The following is a 26115-nucleotide window of genomic DNA, read 5'->3' as shown; positions in this document are numbered from 1 at the left end:
GCCGAGGCCGTCGCCGCCGGCCGGGCGGTGCGCGGGGCGCCGGTGGCGGTGGACGGCCTCGGCGGCGTACGGGAAGCCGCGCCCTCGGTGATGGCCGCGACCCCGGCCGGTGGTGAAACCCGGCAAGCGCTGCCCGCCCGGGTGCCGGAGGCCGCGCGCAGCGAGGTACCGGCCGCGCGGGCCGAGGCCGAGGCGGGGGTGGACATCCCGCACCCCCAGGCGGAAGAGGCCCACGCCGCACCGGCCACTCTGCGCCTGCGGAGCCCCGAAGCCGAACCCGCCCGCCCGCACCCGCAGGACGACCCCTGGCCGGCGCCCGCGCCGGCCGTGGCACTCCTGGCCGAGCAAGTGCCCTGGCCGCCCGCATCGGCAGCCGGACCAGCCGCGCGGGAGCCGTCGGTGCCCGCGCCCGCCACCGCGGAGCCGGCCGGCATGTGGGATCCCTCCGCATCCGTCGCGGCCGGGCCGTCCGATGCCCGGGAGGCGTCGGTGCCCGCGCTGACAGCAGCCGGGCCGGCCGAGGTACGGGAGTCATCCGTGCTCGCGCCGTCCACAGCCGGGCCGTCCGATGCTCGGGAGGCGTCGGTGCCCGCGCTGACAGCAGCCGGGCCGGCCGAGGTACGGGAGTCATCCGTGCTCGCGCCGACCGCAGCCGGGCCGGCCGATGCCCGGGAGGCGTCCGTGCTCGCGCCGACCGCGTCTGAGGCGGCCGGGGTGCGGCGGTCGGCCGTGCCCGAGCCCGCCGCCCCGGCCGGCTCGCGGGACCTGTTCTGGTCGGAGCCCGTGGCCGTGCTCGCTCCCGCTCCCGCTCCCGCCGATGGGGCACCGGCCGACGGGGGCATCGTGCCGGGTCCCGGGATCGTGGAGGCGGTCGCACGGGCCGTGGCGCGGATGGAGGAGGACGACACGCAGGACCTGCCCCGCGTCGACGCGGGGCGCGGGATCACGGTGACCGAGGTGCCGGTGCACCTGCCGTTCCGGGGCGCCGCCCAGCCGCAGGCCCCGGGCCGGGCCCCGGGTCAGAGCCACGCCCAAGGGCAGGCCCAAGGCAAGGGCCAGCCGCAAGCCCCGGGTCAGTCGCAGGCCCCGAGCCAGGGGCAGCCTCAAGGTCAGGCCCCGGCTCAGTTCCAGGGGCAGGCCGAAGGTCAAGTCCGAGGCCAGGCCCAGGACCACGCCCAGGACCACGCCCAGGCTCAGCACCAAGGCCGCAGCCAGGCCCAGAGCCAGGGCCAAGGCCGGGTCCTGCTCCCCGGCCGGATCCAGACCTCGACCCCGGCCCCGACCTCGACCCCCACCCGTACGTCCACCCCCACCCCCACCCCGACCCCGGGCCGTGCCCCGGCCGCCGCCCGCTCCGCCCCCGGCCGCCGCGTGCCCCGGGGCGACGACCGGCTGCGCGAGCACCACGGGCCGGTGCTGCCCGGCTGGATCGGCGTGGCCGTCGGCGGGTTCGCGCTCGCCGGCTGCACGGCCGTGCTCTGGCGGGCCGGAGCCGTCCCCGACTCCCTCGCCTACGCCTTCGGCGCGGAGCCCCGCCCCTACCGCGGGCTCCAGGCCCGGTTCTGGCCCCCGCTCGCCTTCCTCGGCGTCGTCGCGCTCCTCGCCCTCGGCGGTCTCGGCCGCGGCCGTGCGGGGCACGCCTGGGTGCTGACCCTCTTCGGCCGCTACCGCGGCACCGTACGGCGCTCCGGTCTGACCTGGATCAGTCCGCTCCTGCTGCGCCGTCGGGTCGACGTCCGGCTCCGGCACTGGCGCAGCGACCCGATGCCCGCCGTCGACTCCGGCGGGCTCGCCCTCCAGGTGGTCGTCCAGGTGGTCTGGCAGGTCAAGGACACCGCCCGCGCGACCCTGGCCGTCGCCGACCACGTGGACTACCTCGCCGAACAGGTCGAATCGGCCATGGCCCGCGTCCTGTCCCAGCTCCCCGCCGACGCCTTCCACGAGGACGCCCCGACCTTGCGCGACGCCGAGGCCGTCGGTGACGCGCTGACCCGGATGCTGGCGGCCGAGACCGAGGCCGTCGGGGTGGAGGTGTTCTCGGCGCAGCCGACCCGGATCGAGTACGCCCCCGAGGTCGCGGAGGCGATGCGGCGGCGCCGTGTCGCGGCGATCGACGCGAAGCACCGGGACACGGTCCTGAGCTCGGTGGTGGACGCCGTCGACGACACCGTCCACCGGCTGACCTCGCGCGGGCTCGTGGAGCTCGACGACTACGAGCGCAAGGCGCTGGTGAAGGACCTGACGGTCGCCTTCTACACGGGCCGGGCGGAGTAGCACCTGCGCGCACGGCCCCTCGTGCGCCCCCGCGGCGGCACGCGCACGCAAGAGGACGGGTGGATCCGGGTGGACCGGACCACCCGTTCTTCCGTTGGTATGGACACGGCCAACTCCCGTCAATACTGTGATACTTGGTCTAGACCTAACCAGTCACGGGCGTCGCGAACGAGCCGTGCCGCCAACCCCGGTACGGCCCATCCCCACGCGAAAAACGCGCACGCTCTCGCCGAACCTCCCCCCACGTCCAAGGAGCATCATGCGTTCCTTCCGCATGCCCAGATCCCGGAAAGCCGCCGCCACCGCCGTGGGCCTCGGCGTCGCCACGGCCCTCGCGCTCGTCACGGCCCCCACCGCGAGCGGCCACGGCTACACGGACACCCCCATCAGCCGCCAGAAGCTCTGCGCCAACAAGACCGTCGCCGACTGCGGCCCCATCCAGTGGGAGCCCCAGAGCGTCGAGGGCCTCAAGGGCTTCCCCGCGGCCGGTCCCGCCGACGGCCGCATATGTTCGGCCAACCACGCCGAGTTCGCCCAGCTCGACGACCCGCGCGGCGGCGCCTGGCCCGCCACCGCGGTGAGCAGCGGCCGGAGCTACGGCTTCCGCTGGCAGTTCACCGCGAACCACTCCACCACCGACTTCCGGTACTACGTCACCAAGAACGGCTGGAACCCCGCCAAGCCCCTGACCCGCGCCGACCTCGACCCGCAGCCCTTCCTCACGGTCGCCTACAACGGCGCCCGCCCCGCGATGACCACCGTCCACCAGGGCACCATGCCGAGCGGCAAGAGCGGCCGGCACCTGATCCTCGCCGTCTGGACGGTCAACGACACCGCGAACGCCTTCTACGCCTGCTCCGACGTTCAATTCTGACGGCACGTCAGCTACCCTCCGGCGGCATGCGGACGACGACGACACCCGAAACCGTCGCGGAGCTCATCGCGCGCCGATGGGGCGACCACCGGCCCGGACTGAAGTACGCCGACGGCGTCCTCAGCCACCACCGGACCGCCCTGGAGGCCGCGGCGCGCGCCGCGCTGCTCGTCGACCTCCTGCCACCGGGGGCCCAGCCGCACATCGGGGTGCTGCTCGACAACACCCCCGAGTTCCCGTTCTGGCTCGGCGCGGCGGCCCTCGCCGGGGCCGCCGTGGCCGGGATCAACCCCACCCGGCGCGGCGCGGAACTCGCCCGCGACATCCTGCACACCGACTGCCGGATCCTGGTCACCGAGCGCGCCCACCTGCCACTGCTGCGCGGCCTCGACCTGCCCGGCGTGCGCCTCCTGGTCACCGACCCCGAGGAGCCCGGCGAGTACGAGGCCCTGCTCGCCCCGTACGCCGGCGCGAAGCCCGGCGACGCGACCCTCACCGCCGCCGGCCCCGGGCCCTCCTCCCGGCTGCTGCTCTACTTCACCTCCGGCTCCACCGGCGCCCCCAAGGCCGCCATCTGCACCCAGGGCCGCCTCGCCGGCGCCGGGGATTCGCTCGCCCGGCACTTCTCCGTCACCCCGGACGACGTCCACTACATCTGCATGCCCCTCTTCCACGGCAACGCCGTCATCGCCGACTGGCTGCCGGCCCTCGCCGGCGGAGCCGCCGTGGCCCTGCGCCGCCGCTTCTCGGCCTCCGCGTTCCTGGACGATGTACGGGCCTACGGGGCGACGTACTTCACCTATGTCGGCCGGGCGATCCAGTACCTCCTCGCCACCCCGCCCGGCCCGGACGACCGCGCGCACCCGCTGCGCCTGGGCTTCGGCACCGAGGCCGGCGCGGTCGACGCGGCACGCTTCTCCGAACGGTTCGGGGTCCGTCTCGTCGAGGGCTACGGGGCCACCGAGGGCGGGGCCTCCGTCCAGCGGACCCCCGACACCCCGCCCGGGGCCCTGGGCCGCGCGGGCGCGGGCGACGAGCTGGCCGTCATCGATCCGGAGACGGGCCGGGAGTGCCCGCCGGCCGTCCTGGACCCGCGGGGCCGCCTCCTCAACGGCGCCGAGGCCATCGGCGAGCTGGTGAACAAGGGGGGCGGCCTCTTCGAGGGGTACTGGCGCAATCCCGGCGCGGAGGCGGCGCGCACCCGCGAGGGCTGGTACTGGACGGGGGACCTCTTCTTCCGCGACGCCGAGGGCTTCCTGTACTTCGCGGGCCGCACGGACGACCGGCTGCGCGTCGACAGCGAGAACCTGGCGGCGGCGGTGATCGAGAACATCCTGGCCCGCTGGGCGCCGGCCGCCTCGGTCGCCGTGTACGCCGTACCGGACGAGGTGGCGGGCGACCAGGTCATGGCGGCCATCGCCCTGCGGGAGGGGGCGGGCTCGGGCTTCTCCCCGGAGGCCTTCGAGGCCTTCCTCGCCGCTCAGCCGGACCTCGGGACGAAGATGGCCCCGCGCTACGTCCGGATCGTCGAGGCCATGCCGACCACGGCGACGAACAAGGTCCACCGGGTCTCCCTGCGCCGCGCGGCCTTCCGGACCTGCGACCCGGTCTGGTGGCGCCGGCCGGGCGAGGCCTCGTACCGGCTCCTCGATCCGGCGGATCTGGCGGCGCTCCTGGCCTCCTACGAGGCCCAGGGGCGGGCCGATCTGCTGGGGCGCTGAAAGCGGTTTTGAGCACCCCGGAGGAGCAGGTAGTATTTTCTCTGTCAGCAGGCGCCGCTAGCTCAGTTGGTTAGAGCAGCTGACTCTTAATCAGCGGGTCCGGGGTTCGAGTCCCTGGCGGCGCACCTGTCCTTCGGGCGGTTTCCGGTTCACCGGGAACCGCCCGAAGTGTTTTCCGGACCGGCCGCCCCCACCCCCGTCGGCGCTCGGTCGGAGCCACTTCGAGTCCGTCTCCGGGGCTCGCCGCCCGCTCAGAGGGCGAGCGACAGCAGCAGCGGTGCGGCCTTGCGGTTCAGCACCTCGGCGGCGGCCCGCAGCCGGTGGGCGTGCTCGACCGGCAGCGACAGCGCCAGGCAGCCCACCGAGGAGCCGGCGGTGATCGGGACGGCCGCGCAGACCGTCCCGACCGCGTACTCCTGTAGGTCGAGCATCGGCACCGTGGCGGGCTGGCTGTCCAGCTTCGAGAACAGGATCCGCTCGTTCACGATGGTCTTCGAGGTCAGCCGGGCGATCTTGTGCCGGGACAGGTGGTCGCGCCGGCCGTTCTGGTCGAGCTGGGTCAGCAGGCACTTGCCGACCGCGCTGGCGTGCGCCGCCGAGCGGAAGTCGACCCACTCGTGCACCTTGGGGGTGCGCGGGCTGTCCGCGAACTGCGTGATCCGGACCTCGCCGTCCACGTACCGGCTGATGTAGACCGCCGCGCCCACCGAGTCCCGCAGCCGGTCCAGGGTCTCCTGCAGCTTGTTCTGCAGGGCCAGCTGGCGGTCGACTCCGGAGCCGAGGAGGACGAGCGAGTCGCCTATCGCGTAGGCGCCGTCGGACACCTGCAGCACGTACCCCTCGCGCCGCAGCATGAGGAGCATGAGGGCGAGATGGACAGCGGGCAGGCCGGTCTCACGCGCGATCTGTACGTCGGTCACGCCGCCGGTATGGCGGGCGACCGCTTCGAGTACGCGCAGTGCGTACTGCACCGAGTGGAACGGCGCGGTCGGCTCGGGCTTCAGCGCCACGGTTTCCCCCTAGCAGGTTGTTACCGCTTGCCCCACCACGATAGCCATCAAGAGGCCTGCGTGGAGCGCCTGTTGAAGAGATTGATGGCTCAATCATGTCCCTCTGCCTGTATCTACTCCGATGGCATATGTCACCGGCATGCGCTTGTCCCGGTGTGCCGGGAATGCCCGGAGGGCGGCCGCGGGTTGGCATGTCCGTAAGGACGACCGAGCGGAGCGGGGAGCGCGATGAGTGACACTGCCGAGGGTGCCGGGACGACCAGAGGCACCGGCAGCACCAACGACACCGGCAGCACCAACGACAGCGGCAGCGCCTACGGCGGCGGCAGCGACGACAGCGGCAGCGGGGGCGGCTACGGCGGCGGGGGCGCCGAGATCCGCGGGACCGCCCTCGGCCACGCCCCGGTTCCGCTTTCGGTGCTGGACCTCGCCGTCGTCGGTGCCGGCTCCACCGCCCACGACGCCCTGCGCACCAGCGTGGCCATAGCCCGGCTCGCCGAGTCCCGCGGCTACGAACGGCACTGGGTCGCCGAGCACCACTCCCACCCCGGAGTGGCCAGTTCCTCCCCGGCCGTGATCCTGGCCCACCTCGCCGCCCACACCTCCCGGATCCGGCTGGGGTCGGGCGGAGTCATGCTGCCCAACCACGCCCCGCTCGCGATCGCCGAGCAGTTCGGCACCCTGGAGGCCATGGCCCCGGGCCGGATCGACCTCGGCCTCGGCCGCGCGCCCGGCACCGACGGGCACACCGCCGCCGCGCTGCGCGGCGGGCGCCTCGACGAGGCCGCGGACGACTTCCCCCGGCAGCTCGCGGAACTGATCCGCTTCCTCGACGACGACTTCCCCGACGGGCACCCGTACGCCCGCGTGCACGCCGTGCCCGGCCGGGTCCAGGGGGGCGGCGCGGGGCGGCCGCCCATCTGGCTGCTCGGTTCCTCCGGTTTCAGCGCGAGCCTGTCCGGCCGGCTCGGACTGCCCTTCGCCTACGCGCACCACTTCTCCCCGGCCGGCACCCTCCCGGCCCTGGAGCTCTACCGCCGGTCCTTCCGCCCCTCGGCCGTCCTGGACGCCCCGTACGCCATGATCGCGACCGGGGCGCTCGCCGCGGACACCGCCGAGGAGGCCCGCGCCCAGGCCCTGGCCGGCGCCCTATGGTCGCTGCGGCTGCGCACCGGGAACCTCGGGCTGGTCCCGACGCCCGAGGAGGCGGCGGCGCACCCGTACTCGCGGATGGAGCGGGAGTTCGTGGACGGACGGCTGGCCGACGTCGTCCACGGCACCCCCGACGAGGTCCGCGAGGGGCTCGACCAGCTGGTCAAGACGACCGGCGCCGACGAGCTGATGCTGACCTCCAACGCCCATGGCGGCGGGGCCCGGTTGCGCTCGTACGAGCTCGTCGCAGATGCGTACGGGATGCCGACGTGGCATTCGGATCGGCGCTGACCGCACCTGAACGGGATTCGGCTGGTTTGTTGCCGAAACCTTGCGCGGGTATGGCATAAGGCGTCCTTAAACTGCTCGTCACCCGGGGTGGCGAGCAGTTTTTGGTATGCCTCCATGCCTCTGACTAGGGGATTTGCGGCTCAAGTGGTCTAGTCCTTCTTTGGTCCAAACCATTGACGCGACCGGCGGATGATCGCTATCACTTCTCCCACCTGATGTTCCCGCTCCCCCCTCCCACCGCCCGGAGGCAGTTCATGCACATCCGTAAACCCCTCATCGCGGCCGCCGCCACGGCAGCGCTGGCAGCCGGAGCGCTGACCACCTTCGCGGGGCTCACCACCGCCTCGGCCGCCGAGTCCTCGACGACCGCCACGGCCGGCAACGTCAAGATCGCTTACTACGACCAGTGGAGCGTGTACGGGAACGCCTTTTACCCCAAGCACCTCGATACCCGCGGCATAGCGGGCAAGCTGGACGTCATCAACTATTCGTTCGGCAACATCCACCCCACCGACCTGACCTGTTTCGAGGCGAACAAGGCGGCGGGTGACGACAACAACCCCAACGCCGGTGACGGTGCGGGCGACTCGTACGCCGACTACCAGAAGTCCTTCAGCGCGGCCGACAGCGTCAGCGGCGTCGCCGACAAATGGGACCAGCCGATCGTCGGCGTCTTCAACCAGTTCAAGCAGCTCAAGGCCAAGCACCCGAACCTGAAGATCAACATCTCGGTCGGCGGCTGGACCTACTCGAAGTACTTCAGCGACGCGGCCAAGACCGACGCTTCCCGCAAGAAGCTCGTCTCCTCCTGCATCGACCAGTACATCAAGGGCAACCTGCCCGTCGAGGGCGGCTACGGCGGCGCGGGCAGCGCGGCCGGCATCTTCGACGGAATCGACATCGACTGGGAGTACCCGGGCTCGGCGGGCGGCCACCTCGGCAACCACTACGCCCCCGAGGACAAGCAGAACTTCACGCTCCTGCTGAAGGAGTTCCGCAGCCAGCTCGACGCCTACGGCGCGGCCAACGGCGGCAAGCACTACCTCCTGACCTCGGCCCTGCCGGCCGGCCAGGACAAGATCAAGTACATCGAGACGGACAAGATCGGCGCGTACCTCGACTACGCGAACATCATGACGTACGACATGCACGGCGCCTGGGACGCGGACGGCCCGACCTACCACCAGTCCCCGCTGCTGCCCTCGGCGTCCGACCCGACCGACGTGATCGCCCCGGGCACCGAGAAGTACAGCGTCAAGAACGCCATCGACTCCTGGATCGACGGCAACCCGGCCTACGGCATCGCCGGCGGCTTCCCCGCCAACAAGCTGACCCTGGGCTACGAGTTCTACTACCGCGGTTGGAAGGGCGTGCAGCCCGGAACCACCAACGGCCTCGCCCAGCCCGCCACCCAGGGCTCCGCCGCCCGTCCGACCAGCCAGCAGGCCGGCATCGCGCTCTACAAGGAGCTCGGCGGGATCGTCGACAACCCGGCGACCACCTTCTGGGACGACCGGGCCAAGGCCTCGTACTTCTTCAAGGACGGCGAGTTCTTCACCGGCCTGAACCAGAAGTCCATCCAGGCCCGGGTCGACTACGGCAAGCAGCGCGGCCTGGCCGGCGCGATGATGTACTCCCTCCTCGGTCTGGACGCCAACGCCACGCTGCTGAACCAGATCTCGGACTCCCTCGGCGGCGCCACCCAGCCGCCGACCACCCCGCCGACCACGCCTCCCACCACCCCGCCCACGACGCCGCCGACCACCCCGCCGACCACGCCTCCGACGACGCCGCCCACCACGGGCTGCACCGCTGCGGCCTACGTCCCGGGCAACGTCTACACCGGCGGCAACGAGGTCTCGTACAAGGGCCGCAAGTACAAGGCCCAGTGGTGGACGCAGAACGAGGTGCCCGGCACCACCGGTGAATGGGGTGTCTGGAAGGACCTCGGCGCCTGCTGATTCCCCCCACCCCGCGCCGAGCGCCGGCCGCCCCCGCCCCCGCCCCCGCCCCCTCTCCCAGGGGTGCGGGGGCGGCCGTGTCACATGGTTGCCGGATCCTCCGCGCCGGAGCGTGCCGCGTCATGACGCCCGGGGCGACGAGCCGGACCCGCACGCCGCCTCGCGCCCTTCGCCCGCGGCTACAATTCCGGCCATCGGAGGGGGGATCCGACTCTTCAGTCGCGCCATCGTGTGGCACGCGCCGTCCTTCCCGCTTCCGTGCCGGGAACCCGGCGTCGCCCACACCCGCGGACCGATCCGCACAGCACTGAAGGAACAAGCATGTCCCAGTCCCACGCCAGCCGCAGGACCGTCCTCGCCTCCCTCGTGGCCGCGGCCGCGGGTGGCCCGCTCCTGACCGGCCTCGCCGCGACCCCGGCCGCCGCTGCCGGCGGTGACCTCTACACCTCGAACACGGACCTGTACACGAAGGCCATCGAGGGCCAGGACTTCGCCCGCCGGTTCAAGCGGCACGAGGCCTTCGACAACGACAAGACCACCACCCCCCTTCCCCGTCTGACCACCGTGCTGGCCATCCACGGCGGCGGCATCGAGATGGGCACCTCCGAGCTCTGCCTGGGCATAGCGGGCTACCGCCCCGACACCCTCGCCCCGGTCACGGCGGGCGCCCCCGTGTACGACTACTGGATGCTCGAAGGTCTGCGCCCCTCCAACAACGGCGACCTGCACGTCACCGCGTCGCACTGTGACGACTCGATCGCCCGGTCCATGGCGGCCGGCAGCGCGAACGTCCTCAGCCTGCACGGTTGTACCGCAGCTCAGGCCGGCGCGCCCGCGGGTCAGCCGAAGGCGGTCGTGGTCGGCGGTCTCAACCCCCGCTTCCGCCAGCTGCTGTCCACGAAGCTGACCGAGGCCGGCTTCCAGGTGCTCGGCGGCAACCCGGAGGACCTCAACGGCGACGTGCCCGAGAACATCTGCAACCGCACCCTGACGGGCGAGGGCGGCGGCCAGCTGGAGATCACCACCGAGCTCCGTCAGAGCCTCTTCGGCAACTTCTCCGGTGCGGGCAACCGTGCCTCCACCACCAACACGGAGTTCTGGAAGTTCACCGACGCCTGCCGCGCCGCGATCGCGACGATGGAGGCCGAGCAGCTGGCGCGCACGAGCCTCTTCGTCCACTGAGCGGACAGCACGGGGCTTGACGGCTGGTTCTTCCCTGGCATCGGCGAAGAACCAGCCGGCCGCGGGTGACCGGTCGGCCCCTGCGGCCGGCCTTCGCGCGCCGGCGCCGGGGCCGACCCCGCGGCGGCTCAGACCCCGGGCGGCCGGGCGGCGATCATCTCTGCGATCAGCTCCGGGGCCACCGCGCGGGAGTACAGCCAGCCCTGGCCGGTGTCGCAGCCGACGCGGCGCAGCCGGGCCGCTTGGCCGGCGGTCTCCACGCACTCGGCGGTCACCGTCAGGCCCAGCCGGTGCGCGAGCTGCACCAGGGCCTCGACGATGGTCTCGTCGGCCGGGTTCGGATGGGCGCCCTCCTCGTAGCGGAAGCCGCGGACGAAGGAGCCGTCCAGCTTCAGCACCGAGACGGGCAGCCGGCTGAGGTAGGCGAGGTTCGAGTACCCGGTGCCGAAGTCGTCGATGGCGATCCGCACCCCCATGTCGCTCAGTGCCTGCAAGGCCTGGAGCGGCCGGCCGGCCGAGCCCATCACCGCCGATTCCGTCAGCTCCAGCTGGAGCAGCTGCGGGGCCAGGCCCGTCTCGGAGAGGATCTCGGCGACGTCGCCCACCAGGTCGGAGTCCCAGACCTGGCGCACCGCCACGTTGACGGACACGAAGACGGGGGAGTCGCTGGGCTGCTCGATCTGCCAGCGCCGCGCCTGGCGGCACGCCGTCTGCAGCACCCACCGCCCCAACTGGACGATGGAGCCGTCCTCTTCCGCAATTCCGATGAACCGATTCGGCGTGAGCGTGCCGAACTGCGGATGGTTCCAGCGCACCAGGGCCTCGACCCCGCGCACCACCCCGCTCTCCAGGTCCACCAGCGGCTGGTACTCCAGCGTGAACTCGCCGCGCTCCACGGCCGGCCGCAGGGTGGAGGACAGTGCCTGCCGCGTCATCCGGTGCGCGTTGCGCTCCGGGTCGAAGAGCGTCCAGCGGGCCTTGCCGTCCGCCTTGGCCCAGTACAGCGTGGTGTCCGCGGCCTGCATCAGCCCGGTCGCCGAGGTCCCGGCGGCCGCCCGCTCCACCACCCCGATCGACGCGGAGACCGCCAGCCGCTGCCCGGCCAGGTCGAACGGTTCCTGTACGGCGGCCAGCACGCTCCGGGCCAGGTCCGCGAGCTGCTCGGTGCCGGTGGAGTCCTCGACGAGCAGGGCGAACTCGTCGCCGCCGAGCCGCGCCACGAGGTGCCCGCCGGTGCGCCCGTAGCCGGACTGGTCGGCGCACTGCGTCAGCCGGGCGGCCACGGCGGCCAGCAACCGGTCGCCGACGCGGTGGCCGAGGGTGTCGTTGACGGCCTTGAAACCGTCGAGGTCCAGGTAGCACAGCCCGATCCGGCCGGTGCCGCCGTGCTCGTACGAGGACGCCTCCAGGGCGGCGGAGAGCCGCTCGAAGAACAGTGCCCGGTTGGGCAGCCGGGTGACCGGGTCGTGCATCTGGAGGTGGCGCAGCCGGGCCTGGAGGTCGCGCCGGTCGCTGATGTCGGCGACGGACAGGAGCACCTCGCCGGTCCCGGGGACGGGCCCGAGGGTGATCTCGGTCCACAGCGAGTGCCCGTCGGGGTGCTTGATCCGGCGGGTGCAGCGCAGCCGGGCCTGACGGCCGCGCAGCACCTCTTGGTACGCCTGCCAGGTGCGGGCCTCGGAGGCCAGGTCCACCAGATCGGCGGCGGACCGCCCGGCGAGGGCGTGGGGCTGGGCGCCGAGGAGGGCGGCGAGCGCCTGGTTCGCGGAGACGACGTGACCGGTGCGGTCGACGAGGGCCATCGCGAGGTGGGCCGCGTCGAAGGCGGCCCGGTAGTCGGCCCTGTGCTCGGGCCGGCCGTCGGGGAGTGCGGACCGTGTGCGGTCCGGGGTGGCCGTCGCCGCCACTGCGGTGTGACGCTGCGTCATGGCCGGTCGGATGCTGTCGGCCGCCGAACCGGTTCCTTCTGAGGTTCCGCTCACCGTTGGCTCCCGCAGTGCGTGTGGGTGTCCGTGCAGGAAAGTCTGCCGATCATAGAGGCTGCCGTACGGCCCTATCCAGCGGCGTCGCCGTGGGGGACGCGGGAGTTCAGTGGGGTGACGGTTCGTCGGCACGTGCCCGCGTGATCGTTCCTGCACGGCTGTGACCGCACTGCGCCCGCTGCTGACCTCATCTGATCGGTCGTGACGTTCTGTAGGTGGGCGCGTGAACCCGCACGTCACCGGCTTGCCCTGGTGCTCACTCGTGTGGGGCAGCGGAACAGGGCATTAGTAAGACAATCGCCTCAAAGTGGATGAACAGGTACCAATCCACCACCGGAGGTCGATGTGCCGCGACAGCAGACACCCGGGGGAGTGGACCGCTCCACCTTGCGAACCACGGCGGCGGCCCTCACTTCCCTGACGGCACTCGCCGCCATGTCGCTCGTCGCGGGCCCCGCGGTCGCCGCCCCCGGTTCCGGGCCCTGCGCACTGACCCGCACCGCCGCGCACCATTCCCTGGGCCTGGACACCTGGAACGGCGCCTACCCCAGGCCCGAACGCACCCTCAACGCGGTCATGGTCTTCCTCTCCTTCCCCGACCACCGCACCACCCTGACGACCGAGCAGCTCACCGGCGACTACTTCCCGGCGACCAGCGACTTCTTCGAGCGCGCCTCGTACGGCCGGTTCCGGCTGGTCCCCCACCCGCAGAAGCAGTGGGTCAAGATGCCGAAGCCCTCGGCGGCCTACGGAATACAGCGCGACTGGGCCCCGGAGGACCGTGCCGCCTACCTGCGCGACGCCGTGGCGGCCGCCGACCGGGAGGTGGACTTCAGCCGGTACGACGTCGTCTACTTCGTGGCCGACCCGGACGCCCCCGGGGTCGACTCGGACGCCACCAAGGTCGTCAACTTCGACCGCCCGATCAGCGCCGACGGTACGCAGCTGCGCCGCATCGTCACGGTCTTCGAGAAGCACCCGCCGGACCGCAACGTGCTGGCCCACGAGACCGGACACGTCTTCGACCTGCCCGACCTGTACCACCGGCCGACGGACGGGAAGGGCGATTGGGACACCTACGTGGGCGACTGGGACGTCATGGGCAGCCAGTTCGGCATGGCCCCGGACCTCTTCGCCTGGCAGAAGTGGAAGCTGGGCTGGCTGGACGCCTCCCAGATCGACTGCGTGCCGTCGGGCTCCTCCCTGCACACCCTCCAGCCCCTCTCCGACGCCCCGCCCCGGGGCGGCACGGGCGGCACCCGGCTCGCCGTGGTCCGTACGGGCTCCGGCAGCGCGATCGCCGTCGAGGCGCGGGGCTCCGCCGGCAACGACGGGGAGACGTGTACGGAGGGCGTCCTCGTCTACCGCGTCCGCAACGAGGCGGCGTCGGGTGGCGGGCCCATCGAGGTCGTGGACGCGCATCCGGACACCGAGGCGTGCTGGGACCGGTCGGTCTACCCGCCGCTGGCGGACGCGCCGCTGGAGGTGGGCGAGACGTTCACGGTGCCGGGCGAGCGGATCACCATCGAGGTGGCGGACCGGACGCAGTCGGGCGCGTACACGGTGAAGATCACGCGGTAGCGAGGGCCGTGGCGGATGCGCGTGCGGCCGCACACGAAAAAGGCCCCCACTCGCGTGGGGGCCCTTCTCCGTCTGTGCGCCGCCAGGGACTCGAACCCCGGACCCGCTGATTAAGAGTCAGCTGCTCTAACCAACTGAGCTAGCGGCGCTTGGTGACGAGGAAGACATTAGCACCCCGACCGGCGATCGGAAAAATCGATATCCGCAGCTCGGGCGGCACGGACGAAGGCCCACAGCAGGGCCTCCGGTCCGGGCAGCCAGGGCAGCCGGGTGTCGGGCGCCACCAGCCAGCGGGACGGCCCGGGGCCGGCGGCCAGCGGGGGCACGGTGACGGCGTCGCCGCGGCCGTGGCACAGCGGGGCGGCGGCGGCCGGGGCAGTGGAAGCGGCCGGGGCGGCGGGGGAGGTGGAGGCGGCCGGGGCGGCGGGAGCGGCCCATTCCTCCCAGGCCAGGAGCGCGGGGAGCCGGTGGGCGGTGCCGGGGGCGGCGAAGAGCAGCATCCGCCCGCGGTGCACGGCGGCGGGCCCGGAGCCGGGGCCTTCGGCCCAGAGGAGGTCGAGCATGCGGCGGCCGAGGACGAGCGGGACGTTGACGACGTCGAAGGCGGTCCCGCAGGGCAGCACGGCGGGCGCGGTGGGCCGGGCCTGCCAGGCGGAGAGCGTGCGGTGGGGGTGTGCGGACGCCGAGGCGAGCCAGGCGGCGCCGGTCGGGGTGACGTGTGTGGCCGGCGTCCGCGGAGTCCGCGGGGTGCGCGCGTCGATGGCGGGACAGCTCGTCAGGGTCGTCATATGCCAAGGTCTACCCGCCGTAGCGGTTCGATCCCCGAGAGTTATGAAAACCGGGACATGCGGGGGCCGACTGGGGTATGTTGCGCCCCGCATATGCCAGTGGTGGTGAGGGGGCGGTGGTCGGGCGCGCGGGCCGCTCCCTCCCGAGCACGCGCTCGCGCGACCGGTCTTCGCGCCGTCCGAAGCGAGGGACGACGGAGCGGCCCTCCGCCGGGCGGCCCCGCCCCCGCGGCCCTCCGCCCCGGAGGGGGCCTACGGAAGCTCGGGAGCGCTGCCGCGGAGGAGGGATTCGCCGAATTCGATCATCTTCCGCGCGTAGTCCTCGGTCCACTCCGCCTGCTCCGCGATCGCCGCCGCCGGCAACCGGTCGAACCGCCTGGGGTCCGCCAACTGCGCGGCCGCCACCGCCTGGAACTCCACCGCCCGCTCCTGCGCCGCCCGGAAGGCCAGTGTCAGCTCCGTCGCCCGGATGAGCAGCTCGCGCGGGTCGTCGATCGATTCGAGGTCGAAGAAGTGTTCCGGGTCGGTGACGGTCTCCGACGGCTCGAAGAGCAGCTGCGCGGGCCGCAGCCTGCGCTCGGTCCGCTCGGGCTCTGCCATGCGTGTCCTCCTGCTGCACGTGGGAAGGCGTGGGACCGAAAAGCTTCCGGGCCACCGTCCATTGTCCAGCGTCGCGCAAGATGGCCCGAGCGTGCCCGCGCGCGGCTGCGTACGGTCGGGAACACGTGTACGGCCGATGGTGCGCAGGGGGAACCGGACCGGCACCGTGACGAGGGCATCGAGCAGGTGACCGGCCGCCGCCGACCCCTCCACCCCTCACCCCTCCACCGCGATCCCGGGCCCCCGTCAGGGCCGCCAGCTCACCCGGTGTTCCGCCAGGTGCGCCAGTACCGAGTGGTTCGCCTCCCAGCCGTCCGGGAACTTCATCGTCACGCCCAGCTGCACCGGCTCCGTCGACGGGTGCTCGTCCAGCAGTTCCGCTATCCCCGCCCGGGCCACCACCACGCAGGCGTGCCGGTGCCGCGAGGCCAGGACGCACAGCCGGCCCGTCTCCAGGTGGAAGGCGGTCGCGTCCGGGCGGCCCGACAGGGGGTGCAGGACGACCGTGAGGTCGTACTCGCGCCCCTGCAGCCGGTTCGCGGTGTCCACCGTGACCCCGGTGACGCCCAGGGCGGCCAGCGCCGCGCGGACCGCCGCCGCCTGGTCGCGGTGGGCCGTGCCCACCGCGATCCGGTCGGCCGTCAGCGGGGACGGGCCGCCGGGCAGCTCGTCCACGGTCACCGCGCCCCGGTCCAGCGCCCGGCGGACCACCAGGGCCACGGCCCGTACCGCCTCCGGATCGGTGCGCGGCGTGTGCCGGGCCGGGAGCTCCAGCAGCCCCCACCCCGACTCGGCGGCCTCGTCCAGCACCCGGTCGGGGCCCGAGCCGTCGCCCGCCACCCCGTAGGACAGCCGGCGCTCGCCGGGGCCCGTGCCGCTGCGGAACTGCGTGTACGGGTAGAACGCGCGGGAGACCAGTGGTGCGGCGGAGGCCGGCAGCCGCCACGACACCGGCAGCCGGTGCTGCGGCAGCGTCGGGTTGTGGGCGAGCAGGGTGCTGACCGCCGAGGCGGAGGGGTCGTAGGACAGGCCCGCCCACTGCTCGGCGCCGACCACGCTGAAGGGGTCCAGCTGCCCGGGGTCGCCGACGAACAGGGCCCGGTCGAACAGCCCGGCCACGGCCAGCAGCGCGTCCGAGCGCATCTGGTAGGCCTCGTCCACGATGGCGTGCTCCCAGGGCTCCACGTCCTTGACCCAGGCCCACTTGGCCGCCGTGGAGATGGTGACCGGCAGCCCGGCGAGGTCCGCCGCCTTCGAGGAGAGGACCACCGAGTCCAGCTCGCGCAGGGCCGGATCGTAGGCCTCCGCGTCGCTGCTGTGCAGCCGGCCGACCTTCAGCTCCGGGTCCTTGCCGTGCAGTCGCAGCACCAGGTCGTCGACCTGCGCGTTGGTCTGCGCGACGACCATCAGCCGGCGCCCGGCCGCGGCCAGCTCCCGCGCGGCCCGCACCACCAGCGTGGACTTGCCCGCCCCGGGCGGGGAGTCGACGACCACGCCCCGCGCCCTGCCGCTCACGGTGTCGCGAAGGATGGCGTCGACGGCACGGTCGGCCTCGGTGCCCGGATCGAAACTCACAGCAGGTCCTCGTCGGTCACGGGGTCGGGCAGCGGCAGCGGCGGCGTGGCCGCGGCGCCGGTGGTCAGGTGCGCGGGCGGTCCGCCGTGGGTCCACGGGATCTGCTCGGGGTCCGGCAGCTTCGGGCCGCCGCGCGAATCGTGCTCGAACAGCGTCCAGCACACCCGGTCGCCCTTCTCGGGCACCGAGCCGGCCTCCGGTTCCCTGCCGCGGCCCATCTTGTCGAGGAGGCGCAGCACGAGCCGGCCTTCCTCCTCCCAGCGGACGAACCGGGCGCTCTGGGGGCGGCCGTCCAGCGAGCGGAACACCTTGGCACCGCCGCTGCCGCCCTCACCGCTGCCCTCGGTGAGCTGCGGCCGGTCCTCCGTGGCCACCGTCACCAGCGGGCGCGGGCTCGGCCGCTTCGCTTGCGTCCACTCCATGACCACTTCGACGACCTCGCCGGCGAAGGCCTCGCCCGCGTGCCGCCGGCCCGCCATCACCAGCGGGTCGTCCAGGGCCTCGTGCGCGCCGAGCTTGACCTGCTCGCGCTCCCGCGCGGCCAGCTTCGCGGCCGCCGTCACCGCGTCGTCGCGGCGCGGCTGCGGGGCTTCGCCCGAGCGGACCCGGTCCCGGTGCGCCGTGTACGACCAGCGGTCGCCGGTCCAGCGGTCCACCGTCCGCTCCCCGGCGGGCAGTTCGCGCAGCAGCCGGACGGCCTGCCAGGTCGCGTCCCAGGTGCTCCGCATCTGCTCCTCGACCAGCCGGCGCACCACCCGTTCCGCGGACCGCCGCCCCTCACCGTCGGGCGCGGCGGTCCGCGCCGCGTCGTACTTCGCGAGGGCCGGAGCCAGGAGCTTGTTGTCGAAGGCCGGATCGGTGGCCGGACCGGCGGGCGGAACCAGCAACTGCCCGTCCGCGCCCCGGCCGAGCTCCGCGCGCAGCGCCCACTCGGCGCCGGACTTCCCCGCCGGCGGGTCGATCCACGCCAGCAGCGCCCCCAGGTGCTGGTCCTCCAGGTTGCTCTGGCCGGTCGCCCAGTGCCGGGCCAGCAGATCCGTCGCCGACAGCAGCATCGAGGACCCCGGCACCCGGGAGCGCTCCGCGAGGTGCGTGAACCAGCGCCCCAGCAGCGGTACCCGCGCGGGCGCCGGATACGGGTTCTCGGGGTCCTCCTCGGCGGTCCGGCGGAACCGCATGGACCGGCCCAGCAGCCGTACGTACTCGATGCCCGCGCGGCTCGGCACGATCAGCTGCGGCGCGTCCAGGCACAGCTCGGCCGTGGCCTTGAGCCCGGTCTCCGGATCGGTCTCGCCGCGCTCGATGAGCTCGACCTCGTCCGCGTAGCCGTCGATGTACGGGACCACGTACGCGGCGAGCTCCGCCAGGAACTCCCAGCGCAGGTCGCGGTCGCGCGGCTGCGGTACGACCAGGATCCGCGGCTCGTGCGGATCGGTGCCGAACATCGCCCCGAGCGGAGCCCCGGCCTCGCCCGCCGTCGTCAGCGGTACGAGGACCAGCGGGCGCTCGCTCAGATGCCGGTGCCGTACGGTCGCCAGCGCCTGGGCCCGGCCGGCCCGGACGGCCTCCAGCCGGGCCAGGGTGTTCAGCAAGGACATGCGGAGGCCTCCTGGCGGATCCGGGCGGGAGCCTGCTCCAGCGCTTCGGCGCGCAGCCGGGCGGCGTACCGCAGCGCGGCCGCGGTCGGGTCGGCTCCGGCCGCGGCCCGGAAGCCGGCGGCGCCGACGGCCTCGCCCTCCGGGCCCGGCAGGGACGCCGCGAGGGCGGCTTCGACGGTGGTCAGCGCGCCCAGCTCGCCCCGTACGGAGCGGCCCAGCGCGGTGACCTCGTCGGCCCCGCGGGCCCGTTCCCGGCAGTGGAAGGCCAGCTCGCAGGCGGCGAGGCACTCGGGGGCATAGGCGGCGGACACGGCCGAGACGGCCTCGGTCAGCTCCTCGGCGGAGCGCGCCGGATCGAAGCTGAGCCCCTCGGGCAGGGCCCCGGCCAGCTCCTCGACCCGGGTCAGCCGCTCCAGCTGGCGCAGGGTCACGGAGCGCTCGCGGCGGATGTCGACGGGAGAGGCGGTGGGCAGATTGGAGAAGTCCTTGGGGCAGACCAGCAGCACGGTGTGCCCGACCTCGGCGCCGGTCAGCTTGGCGGCGGTCTTCTCCAGGGCGAGCACGTAGACGGCGGCCTGGCGGGCGGCGGCGCCCACCTTCGCGGCGTCGGCGGTCCCGTCGATCATCGGGAACGACTTGATCTCCACGACGGTCCAGCGGCCGTCGGGACGCACGACCACGGCGTCCGGCTCCAGATAGGCCGGAGACCCGGCCACCTCCAGGGCGAGCATGGGGTGGTCGAGCAGGGTCCAGGCCCCGGCGGCGGTCGCGTCCCGCAGCGCGAGCGCGGTGCGGGCGGCGCGGCCTTCCGGCCCGGCGGCGGTGAGGTCGGGCACGAGGGCGTCCGCGCCGGGCGGCTCGGCCCGGCCGCCCGACCCGGTCGCGGCTCCCGCGCCGAGGTGTTCGTACACGAGCCGCAGGAGCTCGGCGCCGCCGTCGCCCTTGACCTTGGCCTCGAAGGAGTTCCCGCGCACGATGGCGAACTGCGACTGCCCGAAGGGGGCGGGCGAGCCGAGGGCCGCCGCCAGGACGGTCTTGTCCACGCCGGCGCCGTCGAGCAGGGCGCGTCTGCCGCAACCGGGGTTGGCGGCGAGGGCCGCCAGCGCACGCGCGTCGAGCGGGCGGGGCGGTACGGCGGGGCCGCGCAGCTCAGCGAGCCGCTGCCGCAGCGCCGCCGGCTGCGGGATCCTCGGCTGCGGGGTCTGGGGCGCCTGAGCCGGGGGCTGCAGGCTCTGCGGCGGCTGACCGCTGGACGGGTAGGAGCTCACCCGCGGAAGTCTCCCATCCGCCACTGACAATCGTGGACTTACCGCGGAAACCGGCTGCTCGGGCGGTGTCCCGGGCGGACGTGGCGGACGCGGCGGACGTGGGGGGCCCGGCGGACGAGGCGGCCCCGGCGGCCCCGGCAGACCCGGCAGAGCCCGCGGACGTGGTGGCGGACCGGGCGGGTACGGCGGGCACGACGGCGCGGGCCGCGAGCCAGCCGACGCCCATGACGGCGGCCCCGGCGACGGCGTCGAGGAAGTAGTGGTTGGCCGTGCCCATGACCACGAGGGCGGTGACGGCGGGGTACGCGGCGCCCAGCGCCCGCACCACCGGGTGGCGTCCGTGGCGCCACAGCGCGATGCCGCACCACAGGGCCCAGCCCACGTGCAGGCTCGGCATCGCGGCGAACTGGTTGGTGAAGGAGCCGAGCCCGCGCGGTGCGCTGGCCTCGCCGCCCCACCAGCCGTATCCGCTGTAGCGGGCCATCGTGTCGACGAAGCCGTACGAGGCGTCGAGCAGCCGGGGCGGGCAGGTGGGGACCAGGGCGAAGCCGATGAGCCCGAGGAGCGTGGAGCACATCAGCCAGGTCCTGGCGAATCGATACTGCGCGGGGCGGCGGCGGTAGAGCCAGATCAGCACGGCCGGGGTGACCAGGTAGTGCAGGGAGGCGTAGACGAAGTCGGCGGGTATGCCGAGCACGCTCTGCTCGGTGAAGATCCGGTTGAGCGGCCGCTCGAAGTCGATCCGCAGCAGCTCCTCCAGGCGCAGGATCGCGAGCCCGTGCTCCACGGCGAGCCGTAGGTCGCCCCGGGCGAGGAGTCTGCCGCCCGAGTACGCCGCGTAGACGAGCCCCAGGAGCAGCAGTTCGGCCCACCAGCGTGGGGGTTGCCGCCGATTAGTCATACGGCGTAAGACGTGTGTGAAGTGACGGAGGTTGCACGCCCTTCACGTGATGGATGATGGATGGACGACGCAATCCCCGCAAAGCCGTGCGAATGATTCCGCCGTCGCGCACCCCTCCGCCCTTCGACCGGGAGAACTCACATGGCCCCCCGCATCCTCCTGGCCCGCCACGGCCAGACGGCCTGGTCCCAGCTCGGCAAGCACACCGGACGCACCGACGTGCCCCTGCTGGAGGAGGGCAGGCGCGGCGCGAAGCTGCTCGGCGAGCGCCTCGCCCGCGAACCGTGGGCGAGCCTGCGCGGCCTGGAGGTGCGCACCAGCCCGCTGGTGCGCGCGAGCGAGAGCTGCGACCTGGCCGGCTTCGGGGTCGAGGCGGAGCCGTGGGACGCGCTGATGGAGTGGGACTACGGCGACTACGAGGGCATGACCCCGGCCGAGATCCAGGCGGTCCGCCCCGGTTGGCTGATCTGGCGCGACGGGGTCCCGGGCGGCGAGTCCATCGCCGAGGTCTCGGCCCGCGCGGACGAGGTCGTCACCTGGGCCCGCTCGGCGGAGCGGGACGTCCTCGTCTTCGCGCACGGCCACGTCCTGCGCACCCTGGCCGCGCGCTGGCTCGGCTTCGACGCCTCCTTCGGCGCCCGCATCCGCCTGGAGCCGACGTCCCTGTCGGTCCTGGGCTGGGCGTACGGGGCCCCCGCGCTGGAACGCTGGAACGACACGGGCCACTTGGACGCGTAGCGGTCGGCACCTCGGCCGGGCCGGCACCTCGGCCGGGCCGGGGTGCCGGGCGCGTCTCAGGCCGAGGCGTGGCGGGTCAGGAAGGCGCCCACGCGCGGGGAGCGCTGGTGGGGGACCAGGGTGCGGGCCGTCGCCGCGAGCATGGACTGGACGCGGGTCGACTGGACCTCGGCCAGCAGGTCCAGCACCCGCCCGCCCGCCCAGGAGGCCTCGTCGGGGGCGCCCGCGTGCGCCAGATCGTCGGCCAACTCGGCTGTGTACAGGGCGACGTTGCGGGCGAAGTGCGGATCCTGGAGGTCCGCGGCCCGGCGGGCGTGCCGGGCCGCGCGGGCGTGCTCGCCGAGCGCCGCCCAGCAGCGGGACTCCAGCGACTCCAGCTCCGCCTCGCCGAAGAAGGACATCCACTCGGGGTCCGCCCCCGCCTCGCCGCGCGAGAACTCCGTGTGCGCCCGGGCCAGCGCCTCCTCGCACGCCTTGCGGTCCGCCAGCCCCGCCCAGCCGCCGGCCTCGCGCAGGGCGAGCAGCGAGAGCAGCCGCGGGGAACCGAGGGCGCGCGCGGCGCGGCGGCCCGCCTGGGCCGCCCGTACGGACTCGCGCGGCCGGCCGCAGTCCCGCGCCAGGAAGGCCATGTTGCTGAAGGCGTGCGCCTCCAGGCCCGCGTCCCCCGAGACCCGGGCCGTGGCCAGGGCCTCCGCGTAGTGCGAGCGGGCGTCTTCGAAGCGGCCCGAGTCGTGCGCGAGCCAGCCCACCGAGACGGCGAGCTCGCCGGCGCCCGCGTGCAGCCGGTCCTCGGTGGACTGCCGGGTGGCTCCGGCGTCGAGCAACGCGTAGGCGGTGCGCAGGGGTTCAGCGGCCCGCCGGTACAGGGCGTCCGCCCCGTGCCGGTCGTCCAGCAGCCGGATCTGGCGTACGGCGTCCTCGACGGCGGCCGCCTCGGACTCGCCGGCGCGGGAGGGGAGGCGGCGGGCGTCGCCGAGCAGGGTGAGGCTGAGGGTCGCGGCCGCCACGGTCGCGGAGCCGCCCGCCATGAACGCGCGACGCAGCACGTCGCTCTCCTTGGAACGCGAAGGGGAACCGGGACGGGGACGCTGGGTGAAGGGGGAGAAGCGCGAGGCCTGTTCGCGCTGGGCGAGCCTGCCGCGCACGGTCTCGCGGGGGGAGAACCCGAGGTCGGCCAGGGTGCGGCCCGGGAACATGTGGAGGAAGACCCGCTCGTAGGCGTAGTTGGGGCAGCGGATCTCGCCGGACTCGACCCGGCCGATGTAACGGGCGTCGCAGGAAACCGTTTCGCCGATCTCCTTCGCCGCCCTGCGCACCAATCCGGCGAATTCGGCCGGGGAATGCTGCCCGCGCAGCCGCCGGAAGGAGGAATTGGGTGAGTGGGGGGACGCCGCCATGGACGTGGCCTCTCTGGGGCAAGGGACGCGCTGCCGGTGGCTGTGTGACGGGGTGTCCGGCGGGCTGAAGGTACCGCCAGTGACCGACGGCTGACCCGGTGTTTGGCTACAAAACGGATATCTCACCCGCGATCCGCCATGAACTGCCATCCTTTGCAGCGTCTTGCCACCGCACCCGTTGACGTTCCCGTGCGTTGAACCCATGCGGAGTGGGAGGAACCTTTCTGGTGCCGTCCCTTCCCCGCGAGGCTCGTACGCGGATCGAGGAGGGGTTCCCTTGGTGGAGGCCGGCATGGAGAGCACTGGAACGAACACCGCGCCCGAGCCCGGCGCGACCCTGACGGCCGGTGGGCCCCCGGCGCCCGGCATGCCCCTGGAGACCGGCGCGCCCCTGATCGCCGGCGCCCCGGACCTGGTCACCGTGCCCACCCGGCAGGGACTGGAGGCAGTCGACATCATCCGCCGGGCCGCCGGCCAGGCCAGCCGGGCGGGCGGCGTCGGACCGGTCCTGCACGACGGCTCCGGCAGCACCCTCGGCTTCCTCGTCCCGCCCGGCACCGCCGACGCCTGGGACCTCCCGGGCAGCGCCTGTACCCAGACCAACGGGCGCGGCATGCGCTTCGGCGACGCCTCGCCCGCCGCGGGCGCCACCGGCTGGCTGCTGCCCCCGGAGGCCGTCGGGCCGGTCACCGACCCGGAGGTGCTGCGCGCGGCGCTCGGCGAGGCGGCCCGGCTGATCGAGGCCGCGGACAACTGCCGCTGACCCGCTCCCGGCCCTGACCAGCCATAATGGGCGGGTGGCAGGCAAGGGCAAGGACAAGCGGCGCGGACGCGACACCTCCGAGGCGCATCTCGGGCAGGTGGACGGCGGCCAGGCCGCGCTGGAGCCCGACCGGGAGCGGCCCCGTGCCTGGACCCTGCTCATCGACGGAGCCCCGCAGTCGCACGTGGACCTTGACGACCCCGGTCACCTGGACTTCTCCTACCAGCGCCGGATCGGCCACCTGATCGACCTCTTCGCGCCCGCCAGGCAGCCCCTGAACGTGCTCCACCTCGGCGGCGGAGCCTTCACCCTCGCGCGCTACACGGCCGCCTCCCGCCCCCGCTCGACGCAGCAGATCGTCGAGATCGACGCCGGGCTCGTGGCCTTCGTACGGGAACACCTGCCCCTGGACCCGCAGGCGCGGGTCCGGGTCCGGGCCCTCGACGCGCGGGCGGGCCTGGCCAAGGTCCCGGACGGGTGGGCCGACCTGGTGATCGCGGACGTGTTCAGCGGCGCCCGGACTCCCGCGCACCTGACGAGCGCCGAGTTCCTGGACGACGTACGCCGGGCCCTGGCGCCGGGCGGCTGGTACGTGGCGAACCTCGCGGACGGTCCGCCCCTCTCCCACCTGCGGGGCCAGATCGCGACGGCCGCCTCCCGGTTCGCCGAGCTGGCGCTGGCCGCCGACCCGGTGGTGTGGCGGGGCAAGCGCTTCGGCAACGCCGTTCTGGTGGCCGCCGACCGGGAGCTCCCGCTCGCCGAGTTCACCCGCCGCGTGGCGAGCGACCCGCACCCCGGCCGGGTCGAACACGGCCGGGCCCTCACCGACTTCGCGGGCGGCGCCGTCCCGGTCTCGGACGCCTCGGCGGTGGCCTCACCGGAGCCCCCGCCGTCCGTGTTCCGCTGAGCGGGAGGCCGCGGCCATCGCCCGCAGCCTGCGCTTGTCGGGCTTGCCCCGGTCGGTCAGCGGGAGTTCGGCCTCCCAGAACACCGCCGCCGGCCGGTGGCCCTCCGCCAGCGCTTCCGCGACCAGCGCGCAGGCCTCGGCCGCCGCCGCGTCCGTCGGGGCGTGCCCGGGAGCCGCGACCAGGAACGCGCACACCGCCTCCCCGGTGACGTCGTCGGTCCGCCCCACCACGGCCGCCCTGGCCACGGCGGGGTGCCGGGTCAGGGCCGCCTCGACGGGACCGCAGTAGATGTTCTCCCCGCCCACCATGACCACGTCCTTGACCCGGTCGTCGAGGTACAGGTACCCCTCGGCGTCGAAGTGGCCGACGTCCCCGGTCCGCAGCCAGCCGTCCCGCAGCACCCGCGCCGTCAGGGCGGGCAGGTTGCGGTAGCCGGCCATCACCATCGGGGAGCGCACCCACACCTCGCCCGTGGCGCCCGGCCCAGCGGCCGCCCCTCCCGCACCGCGCACCTCCACCTCCACCCCGGGTACGGGCCGGCCGACGGAGCCGAGCAGCTCCGGGCGGTCGGCGGCCGCCGCGTCGTGGTCCGCCGGAGACAGCCGGCAGAGCACGCCCGCCTCCGTCATCCCGTACCCCTGGCGCCAGCGCACCCCCGGACCCCAGCGGCTCAGCGCCCGGCGCAGCCGCTCCGGGTGGACGGGGGAATCGCCGTAGGAGACCCGCACCAGACCGGGCACGCCGTCGGCGGTCGCCGGGTCGTCGAGCAGCCGGTACAGCATCGCGGGGGTCAGATACGTGGACGCGGGTCCCAGGCGTCGGCAGGCCTCGGCGAACTCCCGGGTGCCGAACGGGTGCAGGACCTCGGCGCGGCCGCCCACCCGCAGCTGCTCCAGGCAGCGGCCGCCGGAGCGCTGGGAGAGCGAGTCGGTCGATACGAACACCGGCGGGGCGGAGCCATCGGACCCGCTTTCGGACCCGCCATCGGACCCGCCGCCGGGCTCGTCGCGCGTCGCCGTCCGGGCCGCCATCGCGGCGAACGTCGAGGCCACCCCCTTCGGGCGGCCCGTCGTGCCGCCCGTGTAGGTCACCCGCGCCACGTCCTCGCCGCGCGCCGCCACCGGGACCGGCAGGGCCGGGCGGGCGGCGGCCAGCCGGAAGAGTCCGGCCAGGCCGATGCGGGCGGCCGGGCCCGGCGGTACCGGGGTGTCGTGGACCACCAGGGAGGGCGCGCAGTCCCGTAGGAGGAGGTCGAGGCCGTGGGTGGCGGGACCGACGCACACGTGGGTGAACCGCGCGCCCAGCACGTGCGCGGCCAGCCGCACCAGCAGGGTCCGGGGCGGGTTGCCCGCCGACACGCAGGCCAGCCCCGATCCGCGCCGCACGCCCAGCTCGGTCAGGGCGCCCGCCAGCCGGTACGTCCAGGAGAGCACCTCGGAGTACGTGAGCACCCACGGCCCCGACCCGAGTGCGGGCCGGTCCGCGTACCGCTCGCAGGCATCGATCAGATCCGTGACGTACCGCGCGCCGCCGTTCATACGGTGACCGTAT

General features: G+C 74.0%; 19 protein-coding genes, 2 tRNA genes and 1 pseudogene. 11 read left to right on the top strand and 11 right to left on the bottom strand.

Annotation, left to right across the window (positions count from 1 at the left end; all coding sequences use genetic code 11):
* The 4 genes from J7E97_RS35530 to J7E97_RS04375 form a co-directional block, all read left to right on the top strand.
* Positions 1 to 2274: SPFH domain-containing protein (locus tag J7E97_RS35530; RefSeq protein WP_308346354.1), on the top strand; the 2274-nt coding region annotated here is incomplete at its 5' end.
* Positions 2275 to 2548: 274 nt separating this feature from the next.
* Entirely contained in the window at positions 2549 to 3148 is a 600-nt protein-coding gene (locus tag J7E97_RS04385) for a lytic polysaccharide monooxygenase (RefSeq protein WP_251053799.1), read from the top strand.
* A gap of 26 nt (positions 3149 to 3174) precedes the next feature.
* Positions 3175 to 4869: an AMP-binding protein gene (locus tag J7E97_RS04380; RefSeq protein WP_215022460.1), complete on the top strand. Its 1695-nt coding sequence runs from the start codon at positions 3175 to 3177 to the stop codon at positions 4867 to 4869.
* A gap of 51 nt (positions 4870 to 4920) precedes the next feature.
* Positions 4921 to 4994: transfer RNA gene (locus J7E97_RS04375), tRNA-Lys, on the top strand.
* A gap of 126 nt (positions 4995 to 5120) precedes the next feature.
* Here the strand turns inward: J7E97_RS04375 and J7E97_RS04370 are convergent.
* On the bottom strand, positions 5121 to 5879 hold the full coding sequence (locus J7E97_RS04370; protein ID WP_215022459.1) for an IclR family transcriptional regulator: 759 nt from the start codon (positions 5877 to 5879) through the stop codon (positions 5121 to 5123).
* 228 nt (positions 5880 to 6107) lie between these two features.
* On the opposite strand from J7E97_RS04370, the gene J7E97_RS04365 reads away from it, so the two are divergent.
* From J7E97_RS04365 to J7E97_RS04355, 3 genes are all read left to right on the top strand, one after another.
* Positions 6108 to 7322, top strand: a complete 1215-nt coding sequence (locus J7E97_RS04365; protein ID WP_215022456.1) for an LLM class flavin-dependent oxidoreductase — start codon at positions 6108 to 6110, stop codon at positions 7320 to 7322.
* Between the two features lie 254 nt (positions 7323 to 7576).
* On the top strand, positions 7577 to 9283 hold the full coding sequence (locus J7E97_RS04360; protein ID WP_215022455.1) for a glycosyl hydrolase family 18 protein: 1707 nt from the start codon (positions 7577 to 7579) through the stop codon (positions 9281 to 9283).
* A 321-nt stretch (positions 9284 to 9604) separates the two neighbouring features.
* Positions 9605 to 10465 (top strand): poly-gamma-glutamate hydrolase family protein, encoded by an 861-nt coding sequence (locus tag J7E97_RS04355; RefSeq protein ID WP_215022453.1) that lies wholly within the window; start codon positions 9605 to 9607, stop codon positions 10463 to 10465.
* Between the two features lie 128 nt (positions 10466 to 10593).
* Here the strand turns inward: J7E97_RS04355 and J7E97_RS04350 are convergent, their stop codons facing one another.
* Positions 10594 to 12447 (bottom strand): bifunctional diguanylate cyclase/phosphodiesterase, encoded by a 1854-nt coding sequence (locus J7E97_RS04350; protein WP_215022451.1) that lies wholly within the window; start codon positions 12445 to 12447, stop codon positions 10594 to 10596.
* Positions 12448 to 12792: 345 nt separating this feature from the next.
* Between J7E97_RS04350 and J7E97_RS04345 the strand changes: the two genes are divergently transcribed.
* On the top strand, positions 12793 to 14028 hold the full coding sequence (locus tag J7E97_RS04345) for a M6 family metalloprotease domain-containing protein (RefSeq protein WP_215022449.1): 1236 nt from the start codon (positions 12793 to 12795) through the stop codon (positions 14026 to 14028).
* Between the two features lie 75 nt (positions 14029 to 14103).
* Here the strand turns inward: J7E97_RS04345 and J7E97_RS04340 are convergent.
* From J7E97_RS04340 to J7E97_RS04310, 7 genes and pseudogenes are all read right to left on the bottom strand, one after another.
* A tRNA-Lys gene (locus tag J7E97_RS04340) sits at positions 14104 to 14177 on the bottom strand.
* Positions 14168 to 14816 (bottom strand): annotated as a pseudogene (locus J7E97_RS04335) (bifunctional DNA primase/polymerase). Before J7E97_RS04335 ends, J7E97_RS04340 begins: the two are co-directional and overlap by 10 nt.
* Positions 14817 to 15068: 252 nt before the next feature.
* Positions 15069 to 15416, bottom strand: a complete 348-nt coding sequence (locus J7E97_RS04330) for a hypothetical protein (RefSeq protein ID WP_215022447.1) — start codon at positions 15414 to 15416, stop codon at positions 15069 to 15071.
* 246 nt (positions 15417 to 15662) lie between these two features.
* A complete protein-coding gene (locus J7E97_RS04325; protein WP_215022445.1) occupies positions 15663 to 16991 on the bottom strand; it encodes an AAA domain-containing protein in 1329 nt (442 codons plus the stop codon).
* The gene (locus J7E97_RS04320; protein WP_215022443.1) at positions 16988 to 18589 is read right to left on the bottom strand and encodes a hypothetical protein; all 1602 of its coding nucleotides are present in this window, start codon (positions 18587 to 18589) and stop codon (positions 16988 to 16990) included. Before J7E97_RS04320 ends, J7E97_RS04325 begins: the two co-directional genes overlap by 4 nt.
* Positions 18577 to 19857, bottom strand: coding sequence for a hypothetical protein (locus J7E97_RS04315; RefSeq protein WP_215022441.1), 1281 nt, complete (start codon positions 19855 to 19857; stop codon positions 18577 to 18579). The genes J7E97_RS04320 and J7E97_RS04315 overlap by 13 nt, the downstream gene beginning before the upstream one ends.
* On the bottom strand, positions 19739 to 20758 hold the full coding sequence (locus J7E97_RS04310; protein ID WP_215022439.1) for a phosphatase PAP2 family protein: 1020 nt from the start codon (positions 20756 to 20758) through the stop codon (positions 19739 to 19741). The genes J7E97_RS04315 and J7E97_RS04310 overlap by 119 nt, the downstream gene beginning before the upstream one ends.
* Positions 20759 to 20899: 141 nt before the next feature.
* Between J7E97_RS04310 and J7E97_RS04305 the strand changes: the two genes are divergently transcribed.
* On the top strand, positions 20900 to 21496 hold the full coding sequence (locus J7E97_RS04305; protein ID WP_215022437.1) for a histidine phosphatase family protein: 597 nt from the start codon (positions 20900 to 20902) through the stop codon (positions 21494 to 21496).
* A 56-nt stretch (positions 21497 to 21552) separates the two neighbouring features.
* Here J7E97_RS04305 and J7E97_RS04300 read toward each other — a convergent pair whose 3' ends face one another.
* The gene (locus tag J7E97_RS04300; protein ID WP_215022435.1) at positions 21553 to 22893 is read right to left on the bottom strand and encodes a tetratricopeptide repeat protein; all 1341 of its coding nucleotides are present in this window, start codon (positions 22891 to 22893) and stop codon (positions 21553 to 21555) included.
* A 292-nt stretch (positions 22894 to 23185) separates the two neighbouring features.
* On the opposite strand from J7E97_RS04300, the gene J7E97_RS04295 reads away from it, so the two are divergent.
* A complete protein-coding gene (locus J7E97_RS04295) occupies positions 23186 to 23656 on the top strand; it encodes a hypothetical protein (RefSeq protein WP_215022433.1) in 471 nt (156 codons plus the stop codon).
* A gap of 34 nt (positions 23657 to 23690) precedes the next feature.
* Positions 23691 to 24563, top strand: coding sequence for a spermidine synthase (locus J7E97_RS04290; protein ID WP_215022431.1), 873 nt, complete (start codon positions 23691 to 23693; stop codon positions 24561 to 24563).
* On the opposite strand, the gene J7E97_RS04285 is transcribed toward J7E97_RS04290, so the two are convergent.
* Entirely contained in the window at positions 24531 to 26102 is a 1572-nt protein-coding gene (locus tag J7E97_RS04285) for a class I adenylate-forming enzyme family protein (RefSeq protein ID WP_215022429.1), read from the bottom strand. The genes J7E97_RS04290 and J7E97_RS04285 overlap by 33 nt on opposite strands.
* Positions 26103 to 26115: the final 13 nt, after the last annotated feature.

This window comes from Streptomyces sp. ISL-66 (genome assembly GCF_018614135.1).
Classification (GTDB): Bacteria; Actinomycetota; Actinomycetes; order Streptomycetales; family Streptomycetaceae; genus Streptomyces.
This window is presented reverse-complemented; position numbering and strand designations above follow the sequence as displayed.

Bases quoted from the DNA above. Each gene is read 5' to 3' on its own strand.
- J7E97_RS04355 (WP_215022453.1), top strand. From the start codon at position 9,605: ATGTCCCAGTCCCACGCCAGCCGCAGGACCGTCCTCGCCTCCCTCGTG.
- J7E97_RS04385 (WP_251053799.1), top strand. From the start codon at position 2,549: ATGCCCAGATCCCGGAAAGCCGCCGCCACCGCCGTGGGCCTCGGCGTC.
- J7E97_RS04330 (WP_215022447.1), bottom strand. From the start codon at position 15,416: ATGGCAGAGCCCGAGCGGACCGAGCGCAGGCTGCGGCCCGCGCAGCTG.
- J7E97_RS04305 (WP_215022437.1), top strand. From the start codon at position 20,900: ATGGCCCCCCGCATCCTCCTGGCCCGCCACGGCCAGACGGCCTGGTCC.
- J7E97_RS04310 (WP_215022439.1), bottom strand. From the start codon at position 20,758: ATGACTAATCGGCGGCAACCCCCACGCTGGTGGGCCGAACTGCTGCTC.
- J7E97_RS04295 (WP_215022433.1), top strand. From the start codon at position 23,186: ATGGAGAGCACTGGAACGAACACCGCGCCCGAGCCCGGCGCGACCCTG.
- J7E97_RS04360 (WP_215022455.1), top strand. From the start codon at position 7,577: ATGCACATCCGTAAACCCCTCATCGCGGCCGCCGCCACGGCAGCGCTG.
- J7E97_RS04365 (WP_215022456.1), top strand. From the start codon at position 6,108: ATGAGTGACACTGCCGAGGGTGCCGGGACGACCAGAGGCACCGGCAGC.
- J7E97_RS04300 (WP_215022435.1), bottom strand. From the start codon at position 22,893: ATGGCGGCGTCCCCCCACTCACCCAATTCCTCCTTCCGGCGGCTGCGC.
- J7E97_RS04380 (WP_215022460.1), top strand. From the start codon at position 3,175: ATGCGGACGACGACGACACCCGAAACCGTCGCGGAGCTCATCGCGCGC.
- J7E97_RS04285 (WP_215022429.1), bottom strand. From the start codon at position 26,102: ATGAACGGCGGCGCGCGGTACGTCACGGATCTGATCGATGCCTGCGAG.
- J7E97_RS04320 (WP_215022443.1), bottom strand. From the start codon at position 18,589: ATGTCCTTGCTGAACACCCTGGCCCGGCTGGAGGCCGTCCGGGCCGGC.